Source organism: Cupriavidus sp. a3, assembly GCF_051015765.1.
Lineage (GTDB): Bacteria > Pseudomonadota > Gammaproteobacteria > Burkholderiales > Burkholderiaceae > Cupriavidus > Cupriavidus oxalaticus_A.
Genome location: NZ_CP170643.1, coordinates 2,709,557 through 2,734,290, shown reverse-complemented (window position 1 = coordinate 2,734,290; position 24,734 = coordinate 2,709,557). Strand labels below are relative to the sequence as shown.

Annotated in this window: 24 protein-coding genes and 2 pseudogenes; 13 read left to right on the top strand and 13 right to left on the bottom strand. The window is 65.2% G+C overall.

Annotation, left to right across the window (positions count from 1 at the left end; genetic code table 11):
- Positions 1–5: 5 nt before the first annotated feature.
- Entirely contained in the window at positions 6–2,063 is a 2,058-nt protein-coding gene (acs, locus tag ACAD63_RS13200; RefSeq protein ID WP_434032798.1) for an acetate--CoA ligase, read from the bottom strand.
- 202 nt (positions 2,064–2,265) lie between these two features.
- Between acs and ACAD63_RS13195 the strand changes: the two genes are divergently transcribed.
- The gene (locus ACAD63_RS13195; RefSeq protein ID WP_133098263.1) at positions 2,266–2,694 is read left to right on the top strand and encodes an ACT domain-containing protein; all 429 of its coding nucleotides are present in this window, start codon (positions 2,266–2,268) and stop codon (positions 2,692–2,694) included.
- Positions 2,695–2,777: 83 nt separating this feature from the next.
- A complete protein-coding gene (locus tag ACAD63_RS13190; RefSeq protein ID WP_135705183.1) occupies positions 2,778–3,374 on the top strand; it encodes a short chain dehydrogenase in 597 nt (198 codons plus the stop codon).
- A 24-nt stretch (positions 3,375–3,398) separates the two neighbouring features.
- Here the strand turns inward: ACAD63_RS13190 and panP are convergent, their stop codons facing one another.
- From panP to ACAD63_RS13175, 3 genes are all read right to left on the bottom strand, one after another.
- A complete protein-coding gene (gene panP, locus ACAD63_RS13185) occupies positions 3,399–5,051 on the bottom strand; it encodes a pyridoxal-dependent aspartate 1-decarboxylase PanP (RefSeq protein WP_434032797.1) in 1,653 nt (550 codons plus the stop codon).
- A gap of 288 nt (positions 5,052–5,339) precedes the next feature.
- Complete coding sequence (locus ACAD63_RS13180; RefSeq protein ID WP_133098266.1) at positions 5,340–5,558, bottom strand: hypothetical protein; 219 nt, start codon at positions 5,556–5,558, stop codon at positions 5,340–5,342.
- Positions 5,559–5,685: 127 nt separating this feature from the next.
- Positions 5,686–6,252, bottom strand: coding sequence for a lecithin retinol acyltransferase family protein (locus ACAD63_RS13175; protein ID WP_434032796.1), 567 nt, complete (start codon positions 6,250–6,252; stop codon positions 5,686–5,688).
- A 293-nt stretch (positions 6,253–6,545) separates the two neighbouring features.
- Between ACAD63_RS13175 and ACAD63_RS13170 the strand changes: the two are divergent.
- Positions 6,546–6,951, top strand: a pseudogene (locus ACAD63_RS13170) (DUF6496 domain-containing protein); the annotation flags it as partial.
- Between the two features lie 90 nt (positions 6,952–7,041).
- On the opposite strand, the gene ACAD63_RS13165 reads toward ACAD63_RS13170, so the two are convergent.
- Positions 7,042–7,875 (bottom strand): FadR/GntR family transcriptional regulator, encoded by an 834-nt coding sequence (locus ACAD63_RS13165; RefSeq protein WP_133098267.1) that lies wholly within the window; start codon positions 7,873–7,875, stop codon positions 7,042–7,044.
- Between the two features lie 429 nt (positions 7,876–8,304).
- Between ACAD63_RS13165 and ACAD63_RS13160 the strand changes: the two genes are divergently transcribed.
- From ACAD63_RS13160 to ACAD63_RS13130, 7 genes are all read left to right on the top strand, one after another.
- Complete coding sequence (locus tag ACAD63_RS13160) at positions 8,305–9,507, top strand: ABC transporter substrate-binding protein (RefSeq protein ID WP_133098268.1); 1,203 nt, start codon at positions 8,305–8,307, stop codon at positions 9,505–9,507.
- Positions 9,508–9,619: 112 nt separating this feature from the next.
- Complete coding sequence (locus ACAD63_RS13155; protein WP_135705186.1) at positions 9,620–10,477, top strand: branched-chain amino acid ABC transporter permease; 858 nt, start codon at positions 9,620–9,622, stop codon at positions 10,475–10,477.
- Positions 10,477–11,472: a branched-chain amino acid ABC transporter permease gene (locus ACAD63_RS13150; RefSeq protein WP_133098294.1), complete on the top strand. Its 996-nt coding sequence runs from the start codon at positions 10,477–10,479 to the stop codon at positions 11,470–11,472. Before ACAD63_RS13155 ends, ACAD63_RS13150 begins: the two co-directional genes overlap by 1 nt.
- Complete coding sequence (locus ACAD63_RS13145; protein ID WP_434032795.1) at positions 11,469–12,245, top strand: ABC transporter ATP-binding protein; 777 nt, start codon at positions 11,469–11,471, stop codon at positions 12,243–12,245. The genes ACAD63_RS13150 and ACAD63_RS13145 overlap by 4 nt, the downstream gene beginning before the upstream one ends.
- Positions 12,242–12,946, top strand: coding sequence for an ABC transporter ATP-binding protein (locus tag ACAD63_RS13140; protein WP_135705187.1), 705 nt, complete (start codon positions 12,242–12,244; stop codon positions 12,944–12,946). The genes ACAD63_RS13145 and ACAD63_RS13140 overlap by 4 nt, the downstream gene beginning before the upstream one ends.
- Positions 12,947–12,995: 49 nt before the next feature.
- The gene (locus tag ACAD63_RS13135) at positions 12,996–14,279 is read left to right on the top strand and encodes a Zn-dependent hydrolase (protein ID WP_434032794.1); all 1,284 of its coding nucleotides are present in this window, start codon (positions 12,996–12,998) and stop codon (positions 14,277–14,279) included.
- A 20-nt stretch (positions 14,280–14,299) separates the two neighbouring features.
- Complete coding sequence (locus ACAD63_RS13130; protein WP_135705189.1) at positions 14,300–15,790, top strand: M81 family metallopeptidase; 1,491 nt, start codon at positions 14,300–14,302, stop codon at positions 15,788–15,790.
- A gap of 128 nt (positions 15,791–15,918) precedes the next feature.
- Here ACAD63_RS13130 and ACAD63_RS13125 read toward each other — a convergent pair.
- The 4 genes and pseudogenes from ACAD63_RS13125 to ACAD63_RS13110 all read right to left on the bottom strand — a co-directional run.
- Positions 15,919–16,443: pseudogene (locus ACAD63_RS13125) on the bottom strand (SDR family NAD(P)-dependent oxidoreductase); the annotation flags it as partial.
- On the bottom strand, positions 16,326–16,721 hold the full coding sequence (locus ACAD63_RS13120) for a LysR substrate-binding domain-containing protein (protein ID WP_205751652.1): 396 nt from the start codon (positions 16,719–16,721) through the stop codon (positions 16,326–16,328). The pseudogene ACAD63_RS13125 and the gene ACAD63_RS13120, both read right to left, overlap by 118 nt.
- Positions 16,700–16,936, bottom strand: a complete 237-nt coding sequence (locus ACAD63_RS13115) for a hypothetical protein (protein ID WP_240745994.1) — start codon at positions 16,934–16,936, stop codon at positions 16,700–16,702. Before ACAD63_RS13115 ends, ACAD63_RS13120 begins: the two co-directional genes overlap by 22 nt.
- A 218-nt stretch (positions 16,937–17,154) precedes the next feature.
- Positions 17,155–18,084, bottom strand: coding sequence for a LysR substrate-binding domain-containing protein (locus ACAD63_RS13110; protein WP_133098274.1), 930 nt, complete (start codon positions 18,082–18,084; stop codon positions 17,155–17,157).
- Positions 18,085–18,198: 114 nt separating this feature from the next.
- Here ACAD63_RS13110 and ACAD63_RS13105 point away from each other — a divergent pair, with 114 nt between their 5' ends.
- The 3 genes from ACAD63_RS13105 to ACAD63_RS13095 all read left to right on the top strand — a co-directional run bounded on the left by ACAD63_RS13105 (position 18,199) and on the right by ACAD63_RS13095 (position 20,048).
- A complete protein-coding gene (locus tag ACAD63_RS13105; protein WP_133098275.1) occupies positions 18,199–19,218 on the top strand; it encodes an aldo/keto reductase in 1,020 nt (339 codons plus the stop codon).
- Between the two features lie 32 nt (positions 19,219–19,250).
- Positions 19,251–19,676, top strand: coding sequence for an SRPBCC family protein (locus ACAD63_RS13100; RefSeq protein WP_135705191.1), 426 nt, complete (start codon positions 19,251–19,253; stop codon positions 19,674–19,676).
- A gap of 201 nt (positions 19,677–19,877) precedes the next feature.
- Complete coding sequence (locus ACAD63_RS13095) at positions 19,878–20,048, top strand: hypothetical protein (protein WP_255519992.1); 171 nt, start codon at positions 19,878–19,880, stop codon at positions 20,046–20,048.
- A gap of 91 nt (positions 20,049–20,139) precedes the next feature.
- On the opposite strand, the gene ACAD63_RS13090 is transcribed toward ACAD63_RS13095, so the two are convergent.
- From ACAD63_RS13090 to ACAD63_RS13075, 4 genes are all read right to left on the bottom strand, one after another.
- Positions 20,140–21,300, bottom strand: coding sequence for an MFS transporter (locus ACAD63_RS13090; RefSeq protein WP_195432258.1), 1,161 nt, complete (start codon positions 21,298–21,300; stop codon positions 20,140–20,142).
- Positions 21,301–21,323: 23 nt separating this feature from the next.
- Entirely contained in the window at positions 21,324–22,433 is a 1,110-nt protein-coding gene (locus ACAD63_RS13085; protein WP_434033989.1) for an alkene reductase, read from the bottom strand.
- A gap of 191 nt (positions 22,434–22,624) precedes the next feature.
- Positions 22,625–22,942 carry a hypothetical protein gene (locus tag ACAD63_RS13080; protein ID WP_133098278.1) on the bottom strand — a complete coding sequence of 106 codons (318 nt, stop codon included), beginning with the start codon at positions 22,940–22,942 and terminating at the stop codon, positions 22,625–22,627.
- A gap of 349 nt (positions 22,943–23,291) precedes the next feature.
- Positions 23,292–24,653, bottom strand: a complete 1,362-nt coding sequence (locus tag ACAD63_RS13075) for an MFS transporter (protein ID WP_434032793.1) — start codon at positions 24,651–24,653, stop codon at positions 23,292–23,294.
- Positions 24,654–24,734 lie beyond the last annotated feature (81 nt).

Below are 24,734 nucleotides of genomic sequence, written 5' to 3'. Positions count from 1 at the left end.
CCGTCCTATGTTGCCTGCTCCCTGATCTTGTCGACGACCTCCGGATTGGCAAGCGTGGACACGTCGCCAGGTTCCTGCCGGTTGGAGATCGCTGCCAGCACGCGGCGCATGATCTTGCCCGAGCGTGTCTTGGGCATGTCGGGAACAATCACGACCCGATGCGGACGCGCAATGGCGCCGATCTGGGACACCACCGAGGCCGAGACTTTGTTCGCGATCTTGGCGGAAGGCGACAGTCCCGGCTTGAGCGACACATAGAGATCAGGCACCTTGCCCTTGACCTCGTCGGCCACCGGCACCACCGCCGCCTCGGCGACCTCGGGCACCAGCAGCGCGGCCGATTCGATCTCCTTGGTGCCGAGGCGATGGCCGGAGACGTTGATCACGTCGTCGATGCGGCCAAGGATTCGAAAGTAGCCGTCCGCCGCCTGCATTGCCCCATCGCCCGCCATATACGGCCAGTCGCGCCAGTCCTTGCTGTCGGGATTCCTGCAATAGCGCGCATAGTACTGGCGCACGTAGCGGTCCGGATCCTTCCAGACGGTCTGGAATATGCCCGGCCAGGGATTGCGGATGCAGATATTGCCCGCCTTACCCGAGCCGGCCGGGACCTCCTTGCCTTCCTCGTCAAAGATCACCGGATGGATGCCCGGGATCGCCGGGCCCGTGCTGCCGGGCTTCATCGGGTGGATGCCCGGCAGCGTGCTGCAGAGGAAACCGCCATTCTCGGTTTGCCACCAGGTGTCCACGATGACCGCTTCGCCCTTGCCGACTTCGCGGTGGTACCACTTCCAGACTTCGGGCTCGATCGGCTCGCCCACCGTGGTCATGTGCTTGAAGTGGTAGTTGTATTTCGCCGGCTCGTCGGGCCCGTTGCGCCGCAGCGCGCGGATTGCGGTGGGCGAGGTGTGGAAGATATTGACGCCAAGGCCTTCCGCAATACGCCAGGGTCGGCCGGCGTCGGGCCAGGTCGGCACGCCCTCGTAGACGACAGACGAGGCGGCGAGGGCGAGCGGGCCATAGACGATGTAGGAATGCCCGGTGATCCAGCCAATATCGGCCATGCACCAGTAGACGTCCTCGGGGTGGATATCCTGGATGTACTTCGAGGTCCACGCCACATAGGACAGATAGCCGCCGGTGGAATGCTGGCAGCCCTTGGGCCGGCCCGTGGTGCCGCTCGTGTACATCAGGAACAGCGGTGCCTCGGCCGGCATCGGCTCGGGCTCGACACGCCTGCCGCGGAAACCGGCGAGCATGTCATTGAGAATGAGATCGCGGCCCTCCACCAGCATGGCGGCGCTGGAATACTTGCCCGGGTAGCGCTGCCAGATCAGGACCTTCTCGACCTGCTGACCGGCGCTGGCGGCCTCTGCCACGGCGATGTCGGCCTTTTCCTTGTGATCGAGCAATTCACCGCCGCGGTAATAGGCGTCCATGGTGATTAGCAGCCGGCTCTCGGAGTCCGCGATGCGCTCGGCGCAGGCCTTGCCGCTGAAGCCGCTGAATACCTGTGAATGAATCACGCCGATGCGCGCGCATGCAAGCATGGTGATGGGCAGTTCGGCCACCATGGGCATATGCAGCGTGACGCGGTCGCCAGCTTTCAGGCCGCAGAAATCGCGCAGCAGGGCGGCCAGCTCGTTGACGCGAACAAAGAGCTCCTGGTAGGTGAGGTGATGCACCGACTCATGCTCCGGCTCGGGCACGAAATGAATCGCGGTCTTGTTCCCATACGCAGCAAGGTGGCGGTCCACGCAGTTGTGGCAGGCGTTGATCCTGCCGCCGACGAACCAGCGCCAGAAAGGCGGGTTGCTGGTATCCAGCGTCGTTTCCCAATACTTGTACCAGTCCAGCAGGTCTGCGAACTCCTTGAAGCACTCGGGGAAGCGATCGAGGGAGAAGCGTTCGAAAATGCGCGGATCGGTCAGATTGGCCTGCGCAATGAACTGCGCGGGCGGCGGGACATAGTCTTCCTCGGGCCAATGGACCGCGATTTCCGCCTCGGACACATCGGCCGATTCCTGCTGTGTAGCATGATGTGGCGCTTTGTCTTCAGGCATGACGATTCCCCTTCACTTTCCATGACATCCATCCAGGCAGGTGCCACTATCCTGCGATAGCCGCCTGAAATAACGACTAGTCCATATTAAGTCCGGGCACGGGGAGTTGCCAGGGAATCGGCCGCCGCTGTCCGCCGAGCCCAGAGCTTGCCTGTCGGCCGCGATACGCTAGATTCGTATTGGGGGCATTGGAGAATCAGCAATGACCAACGATCTTCTTGTGGAACGCGTGGACGTTTGGGCGGCAAGCATACCGGACCGGCCCGGCGGCCTCGCGGAGGTACTGGAGGCCCTGCGCGATGCCGGCGCGGACCTGCAATTCGCGATTGCGCGCCGCACGCCGGAGGATCCCGGCAAGGGTGTCGTGTTCGTGACACCGCTGCAGAATGACAGGGAAATCCGTGCAGCTGCCCAGGTCGGCTTCAATGTCACGCACAGCCTGCACTCGGTGCGTATCATGGGCGGGGACCGGCCCGGCATCGTGGCGGAACTGACCCGCAAGCTTGCGGAAGGCGGAATCAATCTACGCGGATTCTCTGCCTCCGTCATCGGGGTACAGTTCGTCGCGTACGTGTCAGTGGACTCGCTCGACGATGCGAACAAGGCAATGGCGATCTTGGGCAAAGGCTGACGAGGCGCGGGCCTTCTACGGCAAAACGGGTTAGGTACTGAGGGCCATTCACTACCGCCCGTCATCTGCTATCAGGGGGACGTATGCGCATACTGGTCATTGGAGCCACAGGGCTCCTTGGGAAAGAAATTACGGCCTTATTGTCGGACGAGCATGACGTGATAGGGGCCAGTCGTGGGTCTTCGGCGCTCTCCGTGGACATCTCCGACAAGCAGTCGATTCTGGCGATGTACAGACAACTGGGCACGGTTGACGCCGTGGTCTGCGTAGGGGGCACCGCGAAATTCGCCCCACTGGACGCCCTGACTGACGATGATTTTGCATTCAGCCTCGCCAATAAGCTGATGGGGCAGGTCAACCTTGTGCGGTATGGGGTTCCCTACATCTCCCAGGGCGGGTCGGTCACGCTCACCAGTGGCACCCTCGCGCAGCATCCAATGCTCGGTGGTGCCGCCGTGAGCACCGTGAACGCCGGCGTCGAGGCGTTCGGGCGGACTGCAGCGCTCGAACTGCAAGGCAAAATTCGCGTGAATGTCGTCAGCCCCGGATGGGTGTGGGAGACGCTCGAAGCGATGGGACGCGACCCCGCCAAGGGCGTTCGGGCAGCGGTGGTTGCACAGGTTTACCAGAAGTGCATTCTGGAAGACTTTTCCGGGCAAGTGGTGTCGGTCACCCACTGACTCGCAGTGCCACCTGCAAATGCCTCACGCGGTGTCCGGCGCGCCCACCAGCGCCATCAGTGGCGCCATGCACGGGCTGGCCGCCGCCAGCGCGCGCTGTTCGTCGAGGATGTCCTGCAGGATGGCATGCGTCGTATCCGGGTTGGCCAGCACCACGCGGAACACGGCAATCGGGCGGCCACCCCACTGTGTCGACGTCAACTGCGTGCGCGATACGAACGAGCGGCCGGCATCGCGCTGCATTTCCTGGATGCTGATGGTCAGCGCATCCAGCGCGTCCAGGATCTTCTCGCGCCGGTCGGCCGAAGCCGTTGCCAGCGCGGCACGCACGGTCTCGGGCACATGGCGATAGGTCAGGATGCAAAGCTGCGGGTGGCTGTCGAGCTCGAAATCCGGCTGCTGCGCAATCAGGGATGCAAAGTAGCGGGCGTTATCGATGCTACGATCGATCAGCTGCGCCAACCCTTTGCGACCGAGCAGATGCAGGTTCGCATAGAGCATGACCGCCGCCGCGCCGCGCGATCCTTCGAGCGTATGGCGCCCCAGGTCCACCGAGCCCTTGCGCACGATGTAATTCGCTTGCTGGATGATTTCCTGCGTCCACGCCGGGCTGCGAAACAGCACCATGCCCGCACCCATCGGCACGTAGAACTGCTTGTGCGCATCGATGACGACGGAATCGGCACGCTCGATGCCCGCGAAGCGCCAGCGCTCGCGCTCCGACAGCAGGGTTGCGCCGCCCCATGCCGCATCCACGTGGAAATGACAGCCGGCCTCCTGAGCAACATCTGCAATCGCGTCGAGCGGATCGACCGCGCCTGTCTCCGTCGTCCCCGCTATGCCGACGATTGCCATCGGCCGGATGTTGCGCTGCTGCAGGTCACGCATGGTGTGGCGGAGCAGGTCGATGCGCATGCGACCGTCTGCATCGACCCCGACCGGTACGAGATTGTCGCGCCCGATGCCAAGGACATCGGCTGCCTTGCCCAACGAGTAGTGCCCGCGCTCCGAGACAACGATGGCAAGCCCGTCATGGCCGTAATGGCGTAGCGCAGCCATCAGTCCGGCGCGATGGATGCCGGCGAAGCCATCACGCGCGCCCAGCAAGTTGTTGCGGCTCGCCCATAGCGCGGTGAGGTTGGCGACCGTGCCGCCGGAACAGATCGCGCCGAGCGCGTGGTCGGCATCGTGCAGCCATCTCGCATAGAACGCGCTGTCCTGGGCAAACACCAGCTTGTGCAGCATGCCGATGACCTGGCGCTCGAGCCCTGTCAGCGCGCCCGACGTCTCGAGCTTCACGACGTTCTGGTTTAGCGCTGCCACCACCTTGGCCAGCGAAGGCATGAATGACGGCAGCGATGACGTCATGTGTCCGACGAACGTTGGCGATGCCACGGGCATCACGTGCCGAAACACGTCGTTGAGCAGATGATCGGCATGCGCTTGCGGCGATGCCGGAGTCTCGGGCAGCTCAACCGACGCGAACACCGCCTCGCGTGTGGCGCACGCGCCAACCGGATCAAAGCGCTCGCCCGCAAAGAAATCCGCCGGATGCTCGGCGATCCATCGCTCGAGCGATTCGAATGCGCCCCGATCCGCGTCGAACCAGCGCAAGGGGCAGTCGTCGCCCCTGTCCGTGCTTTGTGAGCTCTCTTCGCGAGAGATGTCCGGCTTCATTTGCATTACCTAATTCAATCCCGTATCGCCATGGTTCGCCCGGGATTATGCCGGATCGGACGGATTCGGATGGCCGAGGGCCCCGACCGGCACCTTTGACGACGTCCGACGCTGCCCGTGGGCGACCTTCATATGCCGCCCAGGAAAATAAACTCTGTCCCTGGACGCTCCGTGTCGACGGTCTGAAAGTCCCGGTTCCCCAAAAGCAAAATCCCCACACTCTGGAGAAGTGTGGGGATTGGAGCGGGACCGGATTTGGGGAGGTGTCCCCCGATCGGGAAACAGCCCTTAGAGCGGGGCGCGGTCGGACGCAATGTAGTACCTGGCGCCGTCCGTATAAGTGTCGAATTTGCCGCTTTTTGCGCCGTCAGTATAAACATCGTACTTTCCAGCCCGCGCGCCGTCAGTGTAAGTATCGAATTTACCACTCTTAGCAAACACGGGGGCCGCCGCGAACGTGGCAGCGAGCGCGGCGACAGCGAGTAGGGCACGGAGATTGGTATGCATGGCTCACCTCTTTCTTCAAACTGGTGAATGCCATTCCGTTTGGTTCAGTGCTTCCGCGGCATTCAATGGGTGCGATATTAGGGATTTCCCTTGGAGCGGTAAACCCTTACCCGAACAATGATCGGTTTCAAAAACCACAATAATCTGTTCGGGCCTGGTCAAGGGACTGAGCGCCAGCATGCGGGTCGTCGCGTTGCTGCCCGAGTTGCTGCATTGACGGGCTATGCACCGGTAGCGCGAGGCGAGCAGCAATGCCTGCTCCCGTCCATTCGACAATAGCCAGGAGCGCCCGCCATGGGTGACTCAGCAGCGACTCCACCTGCTCGCTGCGGCTTTCCCCAGTCAGGCACCACGTACAAAAGTGCTCGCAGTTATTGGTAAGAAGGCGGTAATCGTCTTCTCCTAGCCGCGCCCTTGCGCGCCGTACGATCTCTGATCCGGGGTATCTGGCTTGCGCGGCCCGCGCGAGGCGGAAGCCGTAGCCGTCGGCAAAGTCGGCGAGAGAAGTCCTTTCGACCGGGCCGCAACGCAGGAAGCCTTTGAAGCCGGCATAGTGCAGGACTTCGCCGTTGCCGGCATAAATACCATGGTGAATATAGCCCCGCCGGTCCGTTTTCAGATGCGCGCCAAGAGGAATGTCCGCGGCGATTGCTGCAAGGCGCTGTGCATGTCCGATGTGGTGGTCGTCGCTCATCGCTTTCCCCTTGTTGATTCGTGGCGCTGCTCGCTCCTAATTTGGGGCGCCGGTTTCTGGCCGGGCGCCAGCACTCCTGTGTCCCGCTTATGCCTGTCTTATGCCTGAAGTATTGTTGTCGGCCGCCGATGCCGAAATCATCACAGTGCCGAAAATGCTGTCGGCTTTTTGCCAGGCCGCTTGTACGTGGTTTGAGACGGCCTTTGTCCGTCATGCGCCCGCGGCCTGTCAGCGAAATCCGACATGAAGGCGGCAGTTATGCCCGGTATTCCCGGGCTTGGTTGAGATGAAGCGAAGCTGTGCGAAAAGGTAAGCACGGCGTGCGCTCGGCCAAGCAAGCCATAGCGATCGGCTTGTCGGAGGCGCGCCGCGCTGGAGTCGATGTTCCGCCGAAGAAGGGCGCCACCAAGGCCGAAACGAAGTCCGCCGCCGCTAAGGCTGCACCGCGACGTGCGAGTTCAGAAAGCACTGCCAAGCGCTCCCAGCGCTACGCTCAAGGCACTCAAGCGCGAGAGCACAGCCGGCGCTTCTCCTAAGGCGCTGTCCGCGCAGGCCGTGGGCGCGGCAAGCAAGCGCACGGCGGCCGAGCGCTCGGCTGCAGCCAGGAAGGCTGCCAGCACGAAGGGTGCTGCCGGTCGCTCCGAAGCGGCCCGAAAGGCTGCTCGTACGCGCGCCGCAAAAAAGACCTCAGCTCGCTAGTCGCTAGTATTTGCATACGCTTGGGTGTACCGCCCTCAACCGTGAAAGTCTGGACGCGGGTAGTGCTGCGGCGGTTATCGGCTCCCCCCTTCATTCAAGCTCGTCGTGGTCTGCCGGCAGCGTCCGGCCGCGCCGGGGCATTTCGGAGTCGAGCACCAGGCGGCCATGTACCCGTCCGTTCATGCGCGTGACGTAATGCGTGCACTCTTCCATATGGGCTGACATTAACGTGCGTACCGTCTCGGCGTCGCGCTCGCGTGCCGCCTCGACAATGCGCTTGTGGAACTTGACGTTGGCAGCGCCGAATTTCTCATGCTCGCAGGCAGGGGTGTCGTTGCCGAACACCACCAACTGACGGATCATCTCGTTGATCAACTCGCAGGAAAACCGCAGCATCGGGTTGGGATTGGCCGCGGCAAGGATGTCGTGGAAGGTCAGGTCTTCCTGGCGCTGGTCCAGCAGCGGAGTCGCGGCCGCGGCCGATGCCGGGTCGCACAGGTCGATGGTGCGTTCCAGCGCCTTGAAATCGTCCTCTGTGAGGTGTGGCACCGCGCCGGCGGCAAGCTCCGGCTCCAGCAGTCGGCGCACGGTATAGATGTCGGCAATGCCGACGTCCTTGAAGAACAGGTAGTTCTGCATGAGCTGGAAGGTGCGGTCCAGCGGGACTTCCACGATCGTGCCCCCGCCCGTCGGCCCGGTGCTAACCCGAATCAGGCCCTGCACTTCCAGCGACTTGAGCGCCTCGCGGATCGTGCTCTTGCTGACAGAGAACATCTGCTGCAGCTTGACCTCATGCGGCAGCTTGTCGCCAGGGCGCAGGTTGCGCTGGGTAATCAGCCGCTTGAGTTCTTCTGCCACCAGGTCCGCGCGCTTTTGCTTGCGGATCTCGATGGCGCCAGTCTTGCCCTCCCGAAACATCGCCATTGCTCTTTCCTTGTCATGCGCCCAAGCCATCGAGGCTTGGGCGTTTGCATTCTAGCCAAGCGGGGCAGCGCCATGTGCGCGCAGCCGGCTTGCCCCCTCTCAGTGCATGCTGCCCGGTTGGCAAACATGGCTAGACCGCTCTCTCACCTTTTTTGTCCCGCCAATGAGGCAATACGGGGGTTCGCATGTGTCCTTCGCAGAGGGTGTGTAAACCCTGACCTTTCCATTATTGACAACGGTTCCGGCCGACTCCTAAGATGATTCTATTCTATTTATACGTATAAATAGGATAAACAGGTTCGATTCTTGCTCGGCCATGTCGGCGCCGGGCGAAGTCACCAGCATGTCGGGGAGACGGTGCAGCGCCACATGGTGTTGTCCAGACTTTCGCCCCGTGCAGCCCAATCCCCACATACCGAGGAGTGAGCCTTGAATCGTCGTGACCTGCTAAAACTGGCGGCTGTGTCTGCTGTCCCCACATCCCTGATCCATGCCCGTAGCGTCTTTGCCGCGGGCGAGGCCCTGGAATTCGGCTGTCCGGTGCCCATGTCGGGCGCCTTCGCCGCCAATGGAAAATTTGCCGACCTGGGCATGCGGCTCGCCCTTGACCAGTACGGCCAGGTGCTGGGCAGGCCGCTGCGCTACAGCGTGCTCGATACCGAAGGCAAGCCCGCCACCGCGGTGCGCAAGGTGCAGGAACTGGCGCAGCAGAAGGCGGCGCGCTATTTCGCGGGCGGCATCCTGTCGTCCGAATCGCTGGCCATGGGCAAGGAGGCGGAAAAATTTGGCGGCGTGTTCGTTACCACCGCGGGGGCCGACGAGATCACCGGCAAGGACTGCAACCGCGCCACCTTCCGCTGGTCGGTGCCGACCTTCGGCGCGATCGAGCGCACCGTGCGGCCCCTGATCGAATCGATGCCCAAGGCCAAGCGCTGGTACACCATCACGCCGCAATATGTGTTTGGCGACGGGCTGCTGTCGGCAGCAAAGGCGATCTTCAAGGAGAAGGGCATCGAGCACGTGGGCAACAGCTACCACGCCCTGACCGAGAAGGAATTCAGCGGCTACCTGACCAATGCGCTGGCCGCCAAGCCAGACGTGCTGCTGATCCTGAACTTTGGCTCGCAGTCCGCCGATACGCTACGCCAGGCCGTCAGCTTCGGCATGAAGAAGAACACCACCATCCTGCTGGCATGGGCTTCGGGGCTGGAGCAGTTCGAGTCGCTTGGCGCCGACCTGTGCGAGGGCGTTTATTTCGGAGCGCAGTACTGGCACGGCGTGGATACGCCGCTGAACCGCGAACTCGTCAAGCGCACCCACGACAAGTTCAAGGCCAATCCCAACTACAGCCTGGCAGGCTCCTACATCTGCACCAAGATCATGGTGGACGGCATGATCAAGGCCGGCAGCGCCGACCCGAAGGCCGTGGTCGCTGCGCTCGAAGGCATGAAGTACGAGGGCCTGACAGGGCCGGAGGAAATCCGCGCCGCTGACCATCAGGTCCTGAAGAACTACTACCTGCTCAAGGGCAAGGCCAAGGCGCGCATGAAGGACAAGGACGATTACGCGGAGGTCGTGAGCGTCGGCAAGGCCTTCCTGCCGGTCGACCAGACCCAGTGCAAGATGGCCTGATGCCCTGACATTGCGCGGGGCCGCCGCCCCGGCAGATAAACACTGAAGCACACCGAAGCACCATGCCGCGCAGTTCCGCGCGGCGTGGCGGCTTCCTACATCCGTACGACTCATGAACGTCTATCTGTTGCAGGTGATCAACGGCGTCGGGATAGGCATGCTCTACTTCCTGCTGGCGGTAGGACTGTCGATCGTTTTCGGCCTGTTGCGCTTCGTCAATTTCGCGCATGGCGCCTTCTATGCGCTGGGTGCCTACCTCTGCTTTCAGGCTCTGCAGATCGGGATGAACTTCTGGGTGGCGCTGGTACTCGCACCGATCGTCATCGGCGCGCTGGCCTGGTTGACCGAGAAGCTCATGCTGCGCCACGTCTATGCGCAGCCGCACGAGTTCCACATCCTGGTCACGGTTGGCCTGGCCCTGGCCATCCAGGAGCTCATCATCGTCGGCTGGGGGCCGCTCGGCGTCGACGTGCCGCCGCCGGATGCGCTGCAGGGCGTGGTGATGTGGGGCGACTTCGTCTATCCCAAGTACCGCCTGTTCGTGATCGGCTTTACCGGCCTGCTCGCCATCGGCCTGTGGTGGCTGCTGGAAGGCACGCGCCTGGGCAGCGCGGTGCGCGCGGGCAGTGAATCCACCGAGATGGTGTCGCTGCTCGGCATCAACGTGTTCCGCCTGTTCAGCCTGATGTTCGCGCTCGGCGCCGCCACTGCGGCGATCGCCGGCGTGCTGGCCGCACCGATCCGCGGCGCCGAGCCGTTCATGGGCGTCGAGGCGCTGGGCGTGGCCTTCATCGTGGTCGTGGTAGGAGGCATGGGCAGCTTCACCGGGGCGCTGGTGGGCGGCTTGCTGGTTGGCGTGGTGCAGAGCCTGATGAGCACGCTGTGGCCGGAAGGCGCGCGGCTGATGATCTATGTCGCCATGGCCGCGGTGCTGCTGCTGCGTCCGCATGGCTTGCTGGGGAGGGGATGATGGCTACGCAGAAACAAGGGTTCTTGCGCTACCGCTTCTGGTGGCTGGCACTTGCCGTCACGCTGCTGCTGCCGCTGACCATGCGCTCCGGCACGCTTGCCACTGAAGTGCTGATTTACGCGATGGCCGCCATGGCGTGCAATCTGCTGCTCGGCTACACCGGCCTGCTGTCGTTCGGTCAGGGGATCTTCTTCGGCCTGGGTAGCTATGCCGTGGGGCTGGCGCTGACCCGCGCAAGCCTGCCGATGCCGCTGGCGCTGCTGCTGGCGATCGCGATCGGCGCGTCGGCGGCGGCGCTGGTGGGCTGGTTTGCGATCCGCCAACGCGGCACCTACTTCGTGATGCTGACGCTGGCGTTTGCGCAGATGTTCTACTTCCTGGCCTATACGGCGCCCGGCATCACCGGCGGCGACAACGGCCTGCTGGACATCCCGCGACCGCCCTTGTCCATAGCCGGTAATGCGCTGGTGCCGCTGGCATCGCCGTGGCAGTTCTATGGTTTCGTCGCGGTGCTGTTCCTGGCGGTCTTCCTTGCGGTGCTGCGCGTGACCGAGTCTGTGCTGGGCCGCACGCTGCTGGCGATCCGCGACAACGAAGAGCGTGCCTTGGCTGTCGGCTACAACGTCAAGGCGTTCAAGCTGCTGGCGTTCATGGTTTCCGGCGCGGTCACCGGGCTGGCCGGCGCGCTGCACGCCATGCTCACCGGCATCGCGCCGCTGACCAATATCGACTACCACGCCAGCGAAATGATCCTGGTGATGACCGTGATCGGCGGCACCGGCAACATCTTCGCGTCAGTGCTGGGCGCCGCCTTCTATGTGCTGCTGGCCGACTGGCTGTCCACGCTGTGGCCGCGCTGGCTGATGCTGCTCGGTTTCCTGCTGATTGCTGTCAGCCTGTTCATGCAGCGCGGGCTGTGGGGGCTGGGTGCCACGGTATGGGATCGCCTGCGCGGCGTACGCCGCGCGCCCGTCACGCAGGAGGAACGCGCATGAGCATTACCACCACCCCCATCCTTGAAGCCACCGGCATCGTCAAGCAGTATGGCAAGTTCATGGCGCTGGGCGGGGTCGACCTGCGCGTGATGCCGGGCACGATCCATTCCGTGATCGGCCCCAACGGCGCCGGCAAGACCACGCTGTTCCACATGCTGACCGGCACGAAGGAAGTCAGCGCGGGCCGCATCGTCTTCGACGGCAAGGACGTCACGGCAGAAGCCGACTACCAGCGGGTCCAGCGCGGTATCGCGCGCTCGTTCCAGGTCACCAGCCTGTTCCCGAGCCTGCCGGTGCGCGAGAACCTGCGCCTCGCCGCGTTGGGCACGTCGCCGCGCAAAGCCATGAGCGGATGGGGTTTGCCGGTTGGTGAGCTTGCCTGCGGCGGGATCGTCGACCAGGTGCTCGAACGGCTGGAACTGACGCGCGTCGCCGATAGCGCAGCGGGCGTGCTGTCACACGGCCAGCAGCGGCGCCTGGAGGTCGGCATGGCGCTGGCCGCGCGTCCGCGCGCGATCTTCCTGGACGAGCCGACGTCGGGCATGGGTGTCGACGATCTCGGCGCGATGAAACGGCTGATCCGCGGGCTGGCCGCAGACCACACGGTCGTGCTGATCGAACACAACATGGACATCGTCATGGATATCTCAGACACCGTCACGGTGATGCAGCAAGGCAAGGTGCTGATGGAAGGGCCGCCCGCAGTCGTGCGCGGCGACCCGCGCGTGCGCGCCGCCTATCTCGGCAACATGATTACCGGAGGCAAGGGATGATGCTCGACGTACAAGAGATACATGGCTACTACGGCAAGAGCCATGTGCTGCAAGGTGTATCGCTGGCGGTCGGCGAAGGCGAACTGGTGACGCTGCTGGGGCGTAACGGCGCAGGCAAGTCGACCACGCTCAAGGCCATCTCCGGCATCGTCCAACCCCGGGGCGGGCGTGTCATCTTCCGCGGCCGGGACGTTGCCGGCATGGCGCCGCACCGGATTGCCGCCGAAGGCCTGTGCCTGGTGCCCGAGCACCGCGGCATCTTCAAGCTGCTGACGGTGGAAGAAAACCTCAAGCTGGCCGCGCGCAGCGGTTCGCCGTGGCAGTTGCAGGATATCTACCGCATCTTCCCGCGCCTGCGCGAGCGGCGCGGCAATGGCGGCGCGCAGCTGTCCGGCGGCGAACAGCAGATGCTCGCCATCGGGCGCGCCATGATGAACCATCCGCGCCTGCTGATGCTCGACGAGCCGGTCGAAGGGCTGGCACCGGTGATCGTGGAAGAGATCGTGGCGCAGCTCAAGGTCATCAAGGCGGCCGGTGTGCCGATCCTGCTGGTGGAGCAGAACCTCGAGGTCTGCACGCAGCTGGCCGACCGCCACGTGATCATCGAGCAGGGCAGGGTGGTCTACACCGGCAGCAATGATGCGTTCCGCGCCGATGAGGCGGTCAAGGACCGCTATCTCGGCGTCGGCCTGGCGGCCTGAAACGGGATCACGCAGGCCGCAATGCCGGCCGACCGATACAAGGAATGACATGACGACTTTGCAAGCTGCGCGCGCGGCAGCGGCGGCCGCCGGCGCGCGCGCCGACCTGCGCATCGACGGCGAGCGCCTGTGGGACACCCTGATGCGCCTGGCCACCATCGGCGCCACGCCCAAGGGCGGCGTATGCCGGCTGGCGCTGACAGACCTGGACCGCCAGGGCCGCGACTTCTTCGTCGCCGAGGCCAAGGCGGCCGGATGCACGATCCGTGTCGATGCCATCGGCAATATCTTTGCGCGGCGCGCCGGGCGCGACGATGCCTTGCCACCGGTGATGACCGGCAGCCATATCGACACCCAGCCGACCGGCGGCAAGTTCGACGGCAACTACGGTGTGTTCGCCGGCATCGAAGTGCTGCGCACGCTCGCTGACGCCGGCATCGTCACCGATGCCCCGCTCGAGGTCGCGGTCTGGACCAATGAGGAAGGCTCGCGCTTCGTCCCGGTGATGATGGGCTCGGGCGCGTTCATCGGAGAGTTTGCGCTGGCGGACGTGCTGCAGCAGCGCGACCGCGATGGCATCTGCGTCGGGCAGGCGCTGCAGGCCATCGGCTATGCCGGGCCGGAGCCGGTCGGTGCGCGTCCGGTCGGCGCGTACTTTGAAGCGCATATCGAGCAGGGGCCGGTCCTGGAGGCAAACGACACGACCATCGGCGTGGTCACCGGCGCGCTCGGACAGCGCTGGTACGACGTAGTGCTGACCGGGATGGAAGCGCATGCGGGTCCCACGCCGATGGCGCTGCGCAAGGATGCGCTGCTGGCGGCGTCGGAGCTGGTGACCATCGTCAACCGCATCGCGCTCGACCATCCCCCGCACGGCCGCGGCACAGTCGGTTGCCTGGCCGTGCATCCCGATTCGCGCAACGTCATCCCCGGCAAGGTGACGATGACGGTGGACCTGCGCGCCGGCGACGACGCGGTGCTATCCGCGATGGACGCGGCGCTGCACGGGGAGGTTGCCGCATTGGCGGCGCGCAGCGGCATCGCCATCGATCTGCAGCAGGTGGTGTACTTTCCGCCGCAGCCGTTCGATGCGCGACTGGTGGAGGCGGTACGAGGCGGCGCGCGGCGGCTCGGCCATTCCGCCATGGAGGTGATCAGCGGCGCTGGCCATGACGCAGTCTACCTGGCCCGCGTCGCCCCGGCCGCGATGATCTTCGTGCCGTGCAAGGACGGCATCAGCCACAACGAAATCGAAGACGCGAGGCCCGAGCACCTTGAGGCCGGCTGCAACGTGCTGCTGCACGCCATGCTCGATGCCGCCACGCGGCAATGACAACCGAACGGACTGCCCCAATGAAGATCCTGATTGCCCGACTCAATCACGAGACCAATACCTTTTCACCGGTGCCAACGCCGCTAGCGTCGTTCGCGCCGGCCTATGGCGACGCCGCCTATCGCGCCGCCAAGGGCACTCGCACGGCCGCTGCGGCCTTCATCGACCTGGCCGAGGCCGCCGGCGCCGAAATCGTGGTGCCGGTGATCGCTGGGGCCAACCCGAGCGGACGCGTCGCCGCTGCCGCCTACACGCACCTGTGCGACACCATCGTCGCAGCCGCCGACGGCTGCGACGCGGTGATGCTCGACCTGCATGGCGCAATGGTGGCCGAAAACAGCGACGACGGCGAAGGCGACCTGCTTCGGCGCCTGCGCGGCGTGCTACCGCATGCACCGATCGCGGTCGCACTCGACCTGCACGGGAACATCACGCAGACCCTTGTCGACCATGCCGACATCGCGGTCAGCTTCAAGACCTACCCGCACGTTGACATGTATGAAACTGGCGCGCATGCCGGCCGACTGCTGCTGGACATGGTCGCCGGGCGCGTGCGCCCGGTCATGGCGTGGCGGCGCCCGCCGCTGATCACGCACACCTTGCGCAGCCGCACCGACGAAGGCGCCATGCAGCGCGCCGTGGCGCTGGCGCGCGAGGCCGAGCGGGACGGCATGCTGGCGGTGTCGGTGCTGGCCGGTTTCGGCCTGGCCGATATCGCCGCGCCATGCCTGAGCGTCATTGTGGTTGGCGACGGCGACCCTGCCAGGGCCGACAGGGTCGCCCGCCGGATCGCGGAGCAGGCGTGGGCAGAGCGCGATGCCTTTGCCTACCAGGCGGAGCCGCTTGCCAGTTCCATTGCACGCGCGGCACAGCTTGCCGACAGCGCAGACAGTGCGGACGCACGACCGGTGCTGCTGCTCGATCATGGCGACAATTGCATGTCCGGCGGCACCTGCGACAACATGGCGGTGCTGCACGAGGCACTGGCGCAAGGACTTACCGGCATTGCAGTCGGGCCCGTATGCGACCCGGAGGCGGTGGCAGCGCTGGTGGATGCCGGCGTCGGGGCCAGCATCACGCTGCCGGTCGGCGACAAGGTGCCGTTGCCCCAACTGGATGTCTATCCCCGGGCCAAGCCGCTGACCGGCAAGGTTGCGGCGATCAGCGACGGCGAGTACATCATCACCGGGCCGACCTATACCGGGCAGCGCATCCGCATGGGGCGCACCGCCTTGCTCGATATCGGCGCAGCGCAGGTGATCGTGACCGAAACCCCGCAAGAGCACTGGGACATGGGGATCTTCACCCATATCGGCATCGACCCGCATCGGGCGCGGTTCCTGCTGCTGAAGTCGCGCATATATTGCCGTCCGGTGTTCGTCCCGATCGCCAAGGCGGTGGTCGAGTGCGACGGGGAAGGCGTCACCAGTTCGCGCTACGATCGCTTCCCGTTTCGTCAGGTCAGCAGGCCGGTCTATCCGCTCGACGACTCAGCTGCCTGGGCAGGCTAAGGCAGCGCTAGGTCAGCGCACACATTGAGCTGGTTTCGAAACAGGTGGCGGTCTGGCTCTCCGGCCTGACTCCTTGTCGGTGTCACGGGGCGGCCTTGAGCCACAACGACCGCCGCTCGACGGTGGTGCGCCAGTCCCGCCACAAAGCCCGTCAGGCCGGAGCGCGCGCCGTTGGAGAGGCCCAGCACGTCGATCGGTGCCTTGACCGCGCCGCTGGTGATGTTGATGATGCGGCCCCACTTGCGCGCGATCATGCCGTCGACGGTGGCCTTGATCAGGTCGATCGGCGTCAGCATATTGGCGTTGAGCGCGGCCATCCACGTGTCGCGGTCCCAGTCGCGGAAGTTGCCCGGCGGCGGGCCGCCGGCGTTGTTGACCAGGATGTCGAGATCGCCGAGCCCGGCCACCGCGTCCAGCGCGGCGGCGCGGCCCTCGGGCCTGGTGATGTCGGCAGCCACGGCGACCACGCGGTGGCCATGGCGCGCACGGATGTCGCTGGCGGCTTGCTCCAGCGCATCGGCGTTGCGCGCCACGATTAGGGCTGCAAACGTCGACGCGGTCTCGATCGATAGCGTGGCACGCCGATGCCGGCATCGGCGAGCGTGCGCTCGAGCGCGAACCGCATCGGCGTGTTGACAGGGTAGGCTACCCATGACGCCTCCGCGAGGTCGCGCAAGGTCAGCGTCTTCCTGCAGGTGAGGGGGTGCGCGCGCGCGGCCACCACCGCAAGCGGCTCGGATTCGAGCGGCACGCAGTCGTAAGCTTCCGGGCGCCGGCTGCCGCCGCGGCGGCAGATGGCGAGATCGACGCGCCCCTCGTCGATCAGTGCCAGCAGGCTGGTGCTGGTCCCCTCCACGATCCCGATCGAAAGATGCGGCTGACGATGGCGCAGGTCGGTCAGCGCACGGGTCAGCAGCGGCACCGCGCCCATGATGACGCCGACCGCAAGGTGGCGCCGTGTCCCTGCGTCAGGGCAGTGACCTCGGCGTGCAGGTGTTCCAGGTCGCCGTAGATCAGGCGCGCATAGCGCGTGACGCAGCGCCCGAGATCATTGGCGACCAGCCCTTTCGGCTGCCGTTCGAACAGCGGCATGCCGAGGATGTCCTCGATCTCGCGCAGCACCTTGGTCGCGCCGGGTTGCGAGATGGCGATTTCCTCGGCCGCCTTGTGCAGCGAGCCATGGTTCTCTAGCGATCAACAGCCTTAACTGCTTGAGGCGAAGACGCGATGCAATGTTGGCGAGGGAAGGAACAGCCAGCGGCTTCATGGCAACGACAGGACCGAAAGCCGACACTATAGCTTTTTGCGGCATTGGACGGCGGTCGTCTGCACCTTCTCAGATCACCTCGGGGAGCGACGGCGCGTCAGCCCGCCTCCACCGTTGCGATCTCCGGTACCACACTGCTCGCCTGCAGCAACAACGTCTTGCGGAAGATCTCCACCAGCGGCCGGAGGTTGACCTTGTGCCACGCCGCCCACAAGGGCGTGCGGTAGCTGAACCACGACAGTTCGTGCAGCACCACGCCCTTCGGTGCCTGGTGGCGCAGGCTTTGCTGGATCGTGGTCACGCCGAGTCCCGCGGCCACGAGCCCCAGGGCCGCCAGCGGTTCGGTTGCTTCCATCGTGATCGTCGGCGTGAAGCCAGCCTTCGCGCAAGCCGCGATGAACGTGTCATGCCGCAGCGCGGTTTCCTGGTGCATCACGCCGATCCACTTCTGCGCAGCGAGGTCGTCCGGGGTGAGCTGCTCCGCCCTGGCAAGCGGGTGGCCTTCGGGCAGCGCCAGCAGCATCGGGTCATTGAGCACCTGTGCGGCCTCGAGATCCGGATCGTCGGGTGGCGGCGGCTCGCACACGAGTGCGATATCCAGGCTGCGCTGGCGCAGCCCCTCTAGCTGGGCCGCCGACTGCTGGTTGTACAGCGCGATGTGCACGGCGGGCCGGTCCTGGCGCAACTCGCGCAAGGCGTTCGGCAGGATGCCGGAGTGCATCGCGTATTCCAGGTAGCCGATGCACAGGCCGCCTTCGTCGCCGCGCCCGAGCCGCCGCGCCAGCGATTCGAGCCGGTTGGCATGCGTCAGGAAGGCGCGGGTCTCGGCCAGGAACGTGCGGCCGTCGCGCGTGAGCCGGATGCGTTGCTGGGAGCGCTCGAACAACACCAGCCCGAGCTTTTCCTCGAGCTGGGCAATCTGCCGGCTAAGTGGCGATTGGGAGATATGGAGCCGTTCGGCGGCGCGTCCGACGTGCTCGTCTTCGGCCACGGCCACGAAATAGTGAAGTTGGCGGATATCTAGCATGTCCAGTCCTGAATTTCAGACCTCTAGGGAATCAAGTCTTTCAAATTCTGTCTTGGACAGACTTAACTTGCAACCCTAGACTGCCTTCACCCCAACTTAATTTGTGGAGCAGTCATGAGCATCAAGGACAAACTGGCCGGCAACGTGCTCGGCTTTGGTACCGCCCCGCTGGGCAATATGTTCCGCGACATCCCGGAAGCGGAGGCGCAGGCCACCGTGGACGCGGCCTGGGCGCAAGGCGTGCGCTACTACGACACCGCGCCGTTCTACGGCGCGGGCCTGGCCGAAATCCGGCTGGGCGAAGCGCTGTCCCGGCACCCGCGCGACGAATACGTGCTCAGCACCAAGGTCGGCCGCCTGATCCTGGACGAAGTCGAAGACGCCAGCGCGCGGGCGCTGGGCGAGAAAAGCGGCCTGTTTGCCGCCGGCCGCCCGAACAAGCTGGTCAACGACTACTCGGCGGACGCCACGCTGCGCTCGATCGAGGACAGCCTCAAGCGGATGAAGGCCGACCGCCTCGACATCGTGTGGGTCCACGACATCGCCCAGGACTTCTACGGCGACGAGTGGCTGGCCTATTTCGAGACGGCCCGCAAGGGCGCTTTCAAAGTGCTGACCCGGCTGCGCGAAGAGGGCGTGATCAAGGCCTGGGGCCTGGGCGTGAACCGCGTCGAGCCGATCGAACTGACGCTGGACCTGACTGAAGTGCAGCCGGACGGCTTCCTGCTGGCGGGCCGCTATTCGCTGCTCGACCACGAGCGCGCGCTGCAGCGCCTGATGCCGAAGGCCGCGGAGCGCAAGACCGAGATCGTGGTCGGCGGCCCGTACAGCTCGGGCATCCTGGCCGGCGGCTCGCACTTCGAGTACCAGAAGGCGCCGCCCGAGATCATCGACAAGGTCGAGCGCATCAAGGCGATCGCGCAACGCCACGGCGTCAGCATCAAGGCCGCCGCGCTGCAGTTCGTGCTGGCCAACCCGGCGGTCGCCGCCGTGATCCCGGGGGCAAGCCGGCCCGAGCGCATCGCCGAGGACACCGCCGCGCTGAAGGCGGTCATTCCCGCCGATTTCTGGCGCGAGCTGCGCGAGCAGCACCTGGTTGCGGCAAATGCACCGCTGCCTGGCGACAGCAACTGATCCGGGACCACATTCGATTCAAGGAGTCCATCATGGCACAAGCTTCTGCAACGATCACGCTGCCGGTAGCACCGGACCGCGTCTGGCAACTGATTGGCGGCTTCGATTCGCTGCCCGACTGGCTGCCGTATATCCCCAAGAGCGAACTGAGCGAGGGCGGCCGTGTGCGCAGCCTCGTCAACCCGGACGGCGACGCCATCGTCGAACGTCTCGAGGCCTTTGACCAGGGCGCGCGCAGCTACACCTACTCGATCCTGCAGGCGCCGTTCCCGGTCTCCGGCTACCGCTCCACGCTGCGCGTGGTCGGCATCGACGGGGACCAGGCATCGCGCGTCGAATGGTCTGGCCAGTTCACGCCGGCAGGCGTGAGCGATGACGACGCATCGCGGCTGTTCGAGGGCATTTACCGGGATGGCCTCAAGGCACTGGAGGCAACGCTGGCCGGGGCGGCATCATGAGAGGGCTGATGGCCTTGTCGCTGGCTTTCGCGGTCATGTTTGGCACGTCGGGGCTTGCGCAGGCGGCGGTTGGCGTGCCTGGCGAAGGGCGCCTTCTGTTCCAGTATGGCGAGTAAATCCGTGGGATGGCGCGACGGCATCTTCATCAGGCCGTTATCGATGGAGAGCCGATTCGCATCGATGGCGCGAGGCTGGGCAAGGATGGGCACACCGTCCGGCTTGCCCGCCAACCTGAATCAGACGTCGAGGGAGGCGGTCGAGTTTGCCGAGGCGCTGATGCTGTCAATCGGCCAGAGCGTGGTCCATGTGCACAAGGAGATCGAAGGATTCGTCCTCAACCGGCTGCAGGCTGCGCTGCTGTGGGAAGCCTGAGCGCTGCAGCGCGACGGCGAGGCAAGCTGCGTGCGGCGTCCTGCGTGATTGCTGCCTGCTCTCTCACAGGACAGGGACGCTCGCACAGCACTCACGAAGCGACCAGGGCGCGCCTGTCTGCCCGGCTGAGCCACACCACCAGGAATCCCGCCGCAGCCAGCAGGCCGCCAGCGACTGGCACCGCGCGATAGCCGAGGTCCAGGCTGAGGACCCCGCCACCGAGTGCGGCGCCCAGGGCATTGCCGAGATTGAACGCGCCGACGTTGATCGACGAGGCGAGTCCCGGTGCTTCCGCCGCGGCTTCCATCACTCGCATCTGCACCGGCGGGACGACGGCGAAGGTCGCGGCTCCCCAGGCCAGTAGTCCAAGGGCCGCGGTGACGTGGTGGGAGAGGGCGAAGGGCAGCATCAGCATGATGACGGCGAGCGCCGACAGGACGATCTTCGTCGCGCCATCGAGCGACCAGTCCGCGAGCCGTCCCCCTACGTGATTGCCGACCGTGAAGCCAACGCCGATCAGCACGAGCGAGAGCGTCACGAAGGTGTCGGATGCGCCGGTGAGATCGGCAAGCACCGGCGCGATATAGGTGTAGAGCGTGAACATGGCGCCCGCGCCCAGCACCGTTGTTGCCATCGCCAGCAACACCGGCGGGCGGGTGAGCACGGCCAGTTCCCGGCGCACATTGGGCGGGGTGCCGCGCTCGCCCTGCGGCAGCGCCAGCCAAAGCGCAGCAATGGCGACCAGCCCCAGCACAGCGGTGCCGGCGAACGCCAGGCGCCAGCCGACCTGCTGCCCGATCCAGGTCGCCGCGGGCACGCCACCGATGTTGGCGATGGTCAGTCCCATGAACATCGTTGCCACGGCGCTGGCCTGCTTCTCCTTCGGCACCACGCTCGCGGCCACCACGGCCCCGAGGCCGAAGAAGGCGCCATGGTTGAGGCTGGTGACCAGGCGCGACGCCAGCAGCGTGGCGTATCCCGGCGCCAGCGCCGACAGCAGGTTGCCAACGGTGAAGATGGCCATCAGCGCCATCAGTGCGGCGCGCTTGCCGAAGCGGCTGAACAGCAGGGTCATCACCGGCGCGCCGACCATCACGCCAACCGCGTACGCGGTAATCAGCATACCAGCGGTGGGGATGCTGACGTCGACGCCTTCGGCGATCACGGGGAGCAACCCCATCGGGGCGAATTCGGTGGTGCCGATGCCGAAGGCGCCGATGGCGAGCGCTAGCAGTGCGGTATTGGATTTCATCGTGGCAGATCCTGGCAGGTGCCTTACGCTGCGGCCTTGCCATCGTAGGCGGGATAGTCGGTGTAGCCTTCGGCGCCGCCGCCATAGTGGAGCGCGCGATCGGACATGGCCAGGGGCCAGTCGTTCTCGAGGCGTGCGACCAGGTCGGGGTTGGCAATGAACGGCTCGCCGAATGCCGCAATGTCGATCAGGCCATCGGCGATGAGATCCTCGGCGCGTGCGCGCGTCATGCCTCCGGCAAGGATCAGCACGCCTGTGAATCGGCTGCGGAACTTTGCAAGGAAGTCACCTGGCGTGGCCGAACTGCCGCGCGTGCTCTGATCCATCAGGTGGACGTAAGCGATATTCCGCCTGGAGAGTTCATCGGCGAGATGGAGATACGTTTCCTCCAGCTCAGGGTAGGCGGCCATGTCGCCGAGGCCGCCATAGGGCGACAAACGAATGGCCGTGCGTTGCGCACCGATTCGCGCCGCAACCGCATCGATGGCTGCCAGGGCGAAACGGGTGCGGCTTTCCACAGTGTCGCCGCGGAATTCATCGGTGCGATCGTTTACCGCCGGGTTCAGGAACTGCTCGATCAGGTAACCATTGGCGCCGTGCAGCTCGACGCCGTCAAAGCCGGCCTCCATCGCATTGGCGGCGGCCTCGGCAAAATCGGCGATCACGCCATAGACCTCGCCGGTCGTCAGTGCGCGGGGCGCGGACACATCGACCGCACCCGGCGTGCCATCGGCGGTGTAACCCCAGGCCTTGGTGTTCTTCGCGGTCTGGCCGGTGGCACTGACCGGCTGAATGCCACCGGGCTGGATCGAAACATGGCTCACACGGCCGACATGCCAGAGCTGGGTGAAGATCGTGCCGCCCTTGGCGTGGACGGCGTCAGTGACCTTGCGCCAGCCATCGACCTGTTGTGGTGTGTACAGGCCGGGGTTGAACAGGAAGCCTTGGGCGCTGGGCGATATCACCGTGCCCTCGGTCACGATCAGGCCGGCGTCAGCGCGTTGGCTGTAGTAGAGCGCGTTGAGGTCGTTGGGAACCCCGTCCGGATTGCGGGAACGGGTCAGCGGCGCCATGGCGATCCGGTTAGCGAGCTGGCGCTCGCCCATGGTAAAGGGCTTAAACAGGAGACTCATTTTGGGACCTTGATCAGGGAGGGGGGCGGCCACCGGGGTAGTGGCGGCGCGCTCGGTAAGTTCGTCGATGGACCGCAGTTTGCGCCGTTTATATTTGTTGATTAAGCCGTGTATGGGTCAAATACTTTTGATTTCATATCAAATGTCAGGACCCGTCGGACCAGGCACAGGTGCCCGCGATGACTCGGCGCTTATGCCGAAAAGTGCTCACCGGACCCATTGGCGCCGCGAGCCCCTTCTGAATAGGGATCGCGCGGGCTGTTGCCGCGCGCACCGTCCAGGTAGGGGTCGACCTTGCGGGTGGCAATGTAGCCATCCCGATTGGTGATCCTGGCGCCATCGGTGTAGCCGTCCCGGTTGCTGATGCGGGCGCCGTCGGTGTAGGCGTCACGAGGCGTGTCCACGCGGAACGCGTTGCCGGCGGTTTCCGGCTGGGCGGCTGCGTGGGCCACGCCGGCAGTCAGGGCGGCGGCCAATGTGATGGCCGCGAGGATGGTCTTTGCTTGCATGATGCTCTCCTGTTTAGTCCGATCGGCCGGGCAACCTTTGGGTTTGGTCGCAGGGCCAGTCTGTCATCGAGATGGCAGCTTTTAAGTGATGCTATCTACGGGTAGATAGATAAGCGGATCAAAAAAAACTGCCGGGTTTCACTGTTAAGAACCCGGGCATTGCCCGGGGGTGACTGGAGTCTAGGTAGGGGCGGTATGCCTGTCCAAGACGGAATGCGTCGAACTTAAGACCTTGCAGGTCTTGCGGGCCGGTTTGCTCCCCTCTCCCGCCCGCGGGAGAGGGGCCGGGGGTAAGGGCCGGCGCCTCAACGAAGTCCGGCCGCCACCCCGCAGCTCAGCAGTGTGCCCCTTACTTTTCGACAAGACGGCCCAGCGTCTCCGGCACGATCGTAGCGCCCACCAGATAGACCAGCGTGACGGCCGCGAGGAAGACACCAAGGATCACCGGCAGGTCGGCGGGCGTGCCGGCGGCAAGCGAAGCCAGCGTCGGCATCATCCCGCCGAGGGCGAAGCCGATATTCCACGACAAGCCCGTGCCGGAGGCGCGGATGCTGGTGGGGAACCGCTCGTTCAGGAAGATGAGGATCGGCGCGAAGCCGGCGCACCCGAGCATGCTGAGCGCCACCGCGTAGACGCCGCGCAGGGTGGCGGTTGGCGCGGCCGGCATCCACTGGTAGAGCAGCGGCATCAGCACCAGGCTGAGCGCGCCGATCAGCAGAAAGGCCCGCTTGCGGCCGACCAGCGTGCTGAAGTGCCCCGCTGCCACCGATGCGACGATCACGCCGAGGCTGCTCAGCATCAGGATGGCCGAGGACTCGCCGGGGGATGCCTTGACCACGACCTTGAGAAAAGTGGGGAGGTAGCCGGAAGTCAGGTAGTAGGCGCTGCCTGCGCCCACGGTCAGCAGGATGTTGACCAGCAGAATGCCACGATACTCGCGGGAGAACAGCGTGCGCAGCGGATGCGCCTGCGGCTTGGCGTGGCCGCTGGCGGCCTTTGCCGCCTGCAGCTGCTTCCACAGCGGCGACTCTTCCAGCGAGTTGAAGATGACCAGCCCCAGCACCGAGCTGACGATGCCGGCGAAGAACATGCAGCGCCATCCCCAGACCTCGAAGGCGTCGCCGGGAAACAGCGCCGTCATCGCCATGTACGTGATCGACGCCAGCAACGCGCCGATGCCCGCGCCGCCGCCGCCCACCAGGCCGGACACCGCGCCGCGCCACGACGGCGGCACCGATTCCGTGCCGATGGTATGCGTCGAAGCGACCACGCCGCCGACGAACACGCCTTGCACCAGCCGCAGCAGGATGAACAGCGCCGGCGCGAACAGGCCGATCTGGGCGACTGTCGGCAGCAGCCCGAACGCCGCCGTCGACAGGCCGACGCCGGTCACGGCCACCACCATGGCACCCTTGCGCCCGTGCCGGTCCGCGTAGGCCCCGAAGATGGCCGAGCCGAGCGGGCGCATCAGCAGCGTCACCGCGAACGACGCGTACACCGCCGCCAGCGACAGCATCGCATGCTCGGACGGAAAGAACAGCTTGCCGATCACCGGCGCCACAAACAGCAGGATAAACAGGTCGAACAGGTCGAGCGCCCATCCCATGCACGAAGCCGTCACCGCGCCCAGCACCTGCCGGTTGTTCGCGGCCGCGGGTGCCGCGCTCTGCGCGCCGCTGGTCGGCACCTTGTCATTTGCCAGCACTTCCATCGTTGTCTCCATATATTTTTAAATGAACGGCTCCCCGCGATGCCCACCGGGGGCATCGTCGATGCGTCCGTATGCGTCCGT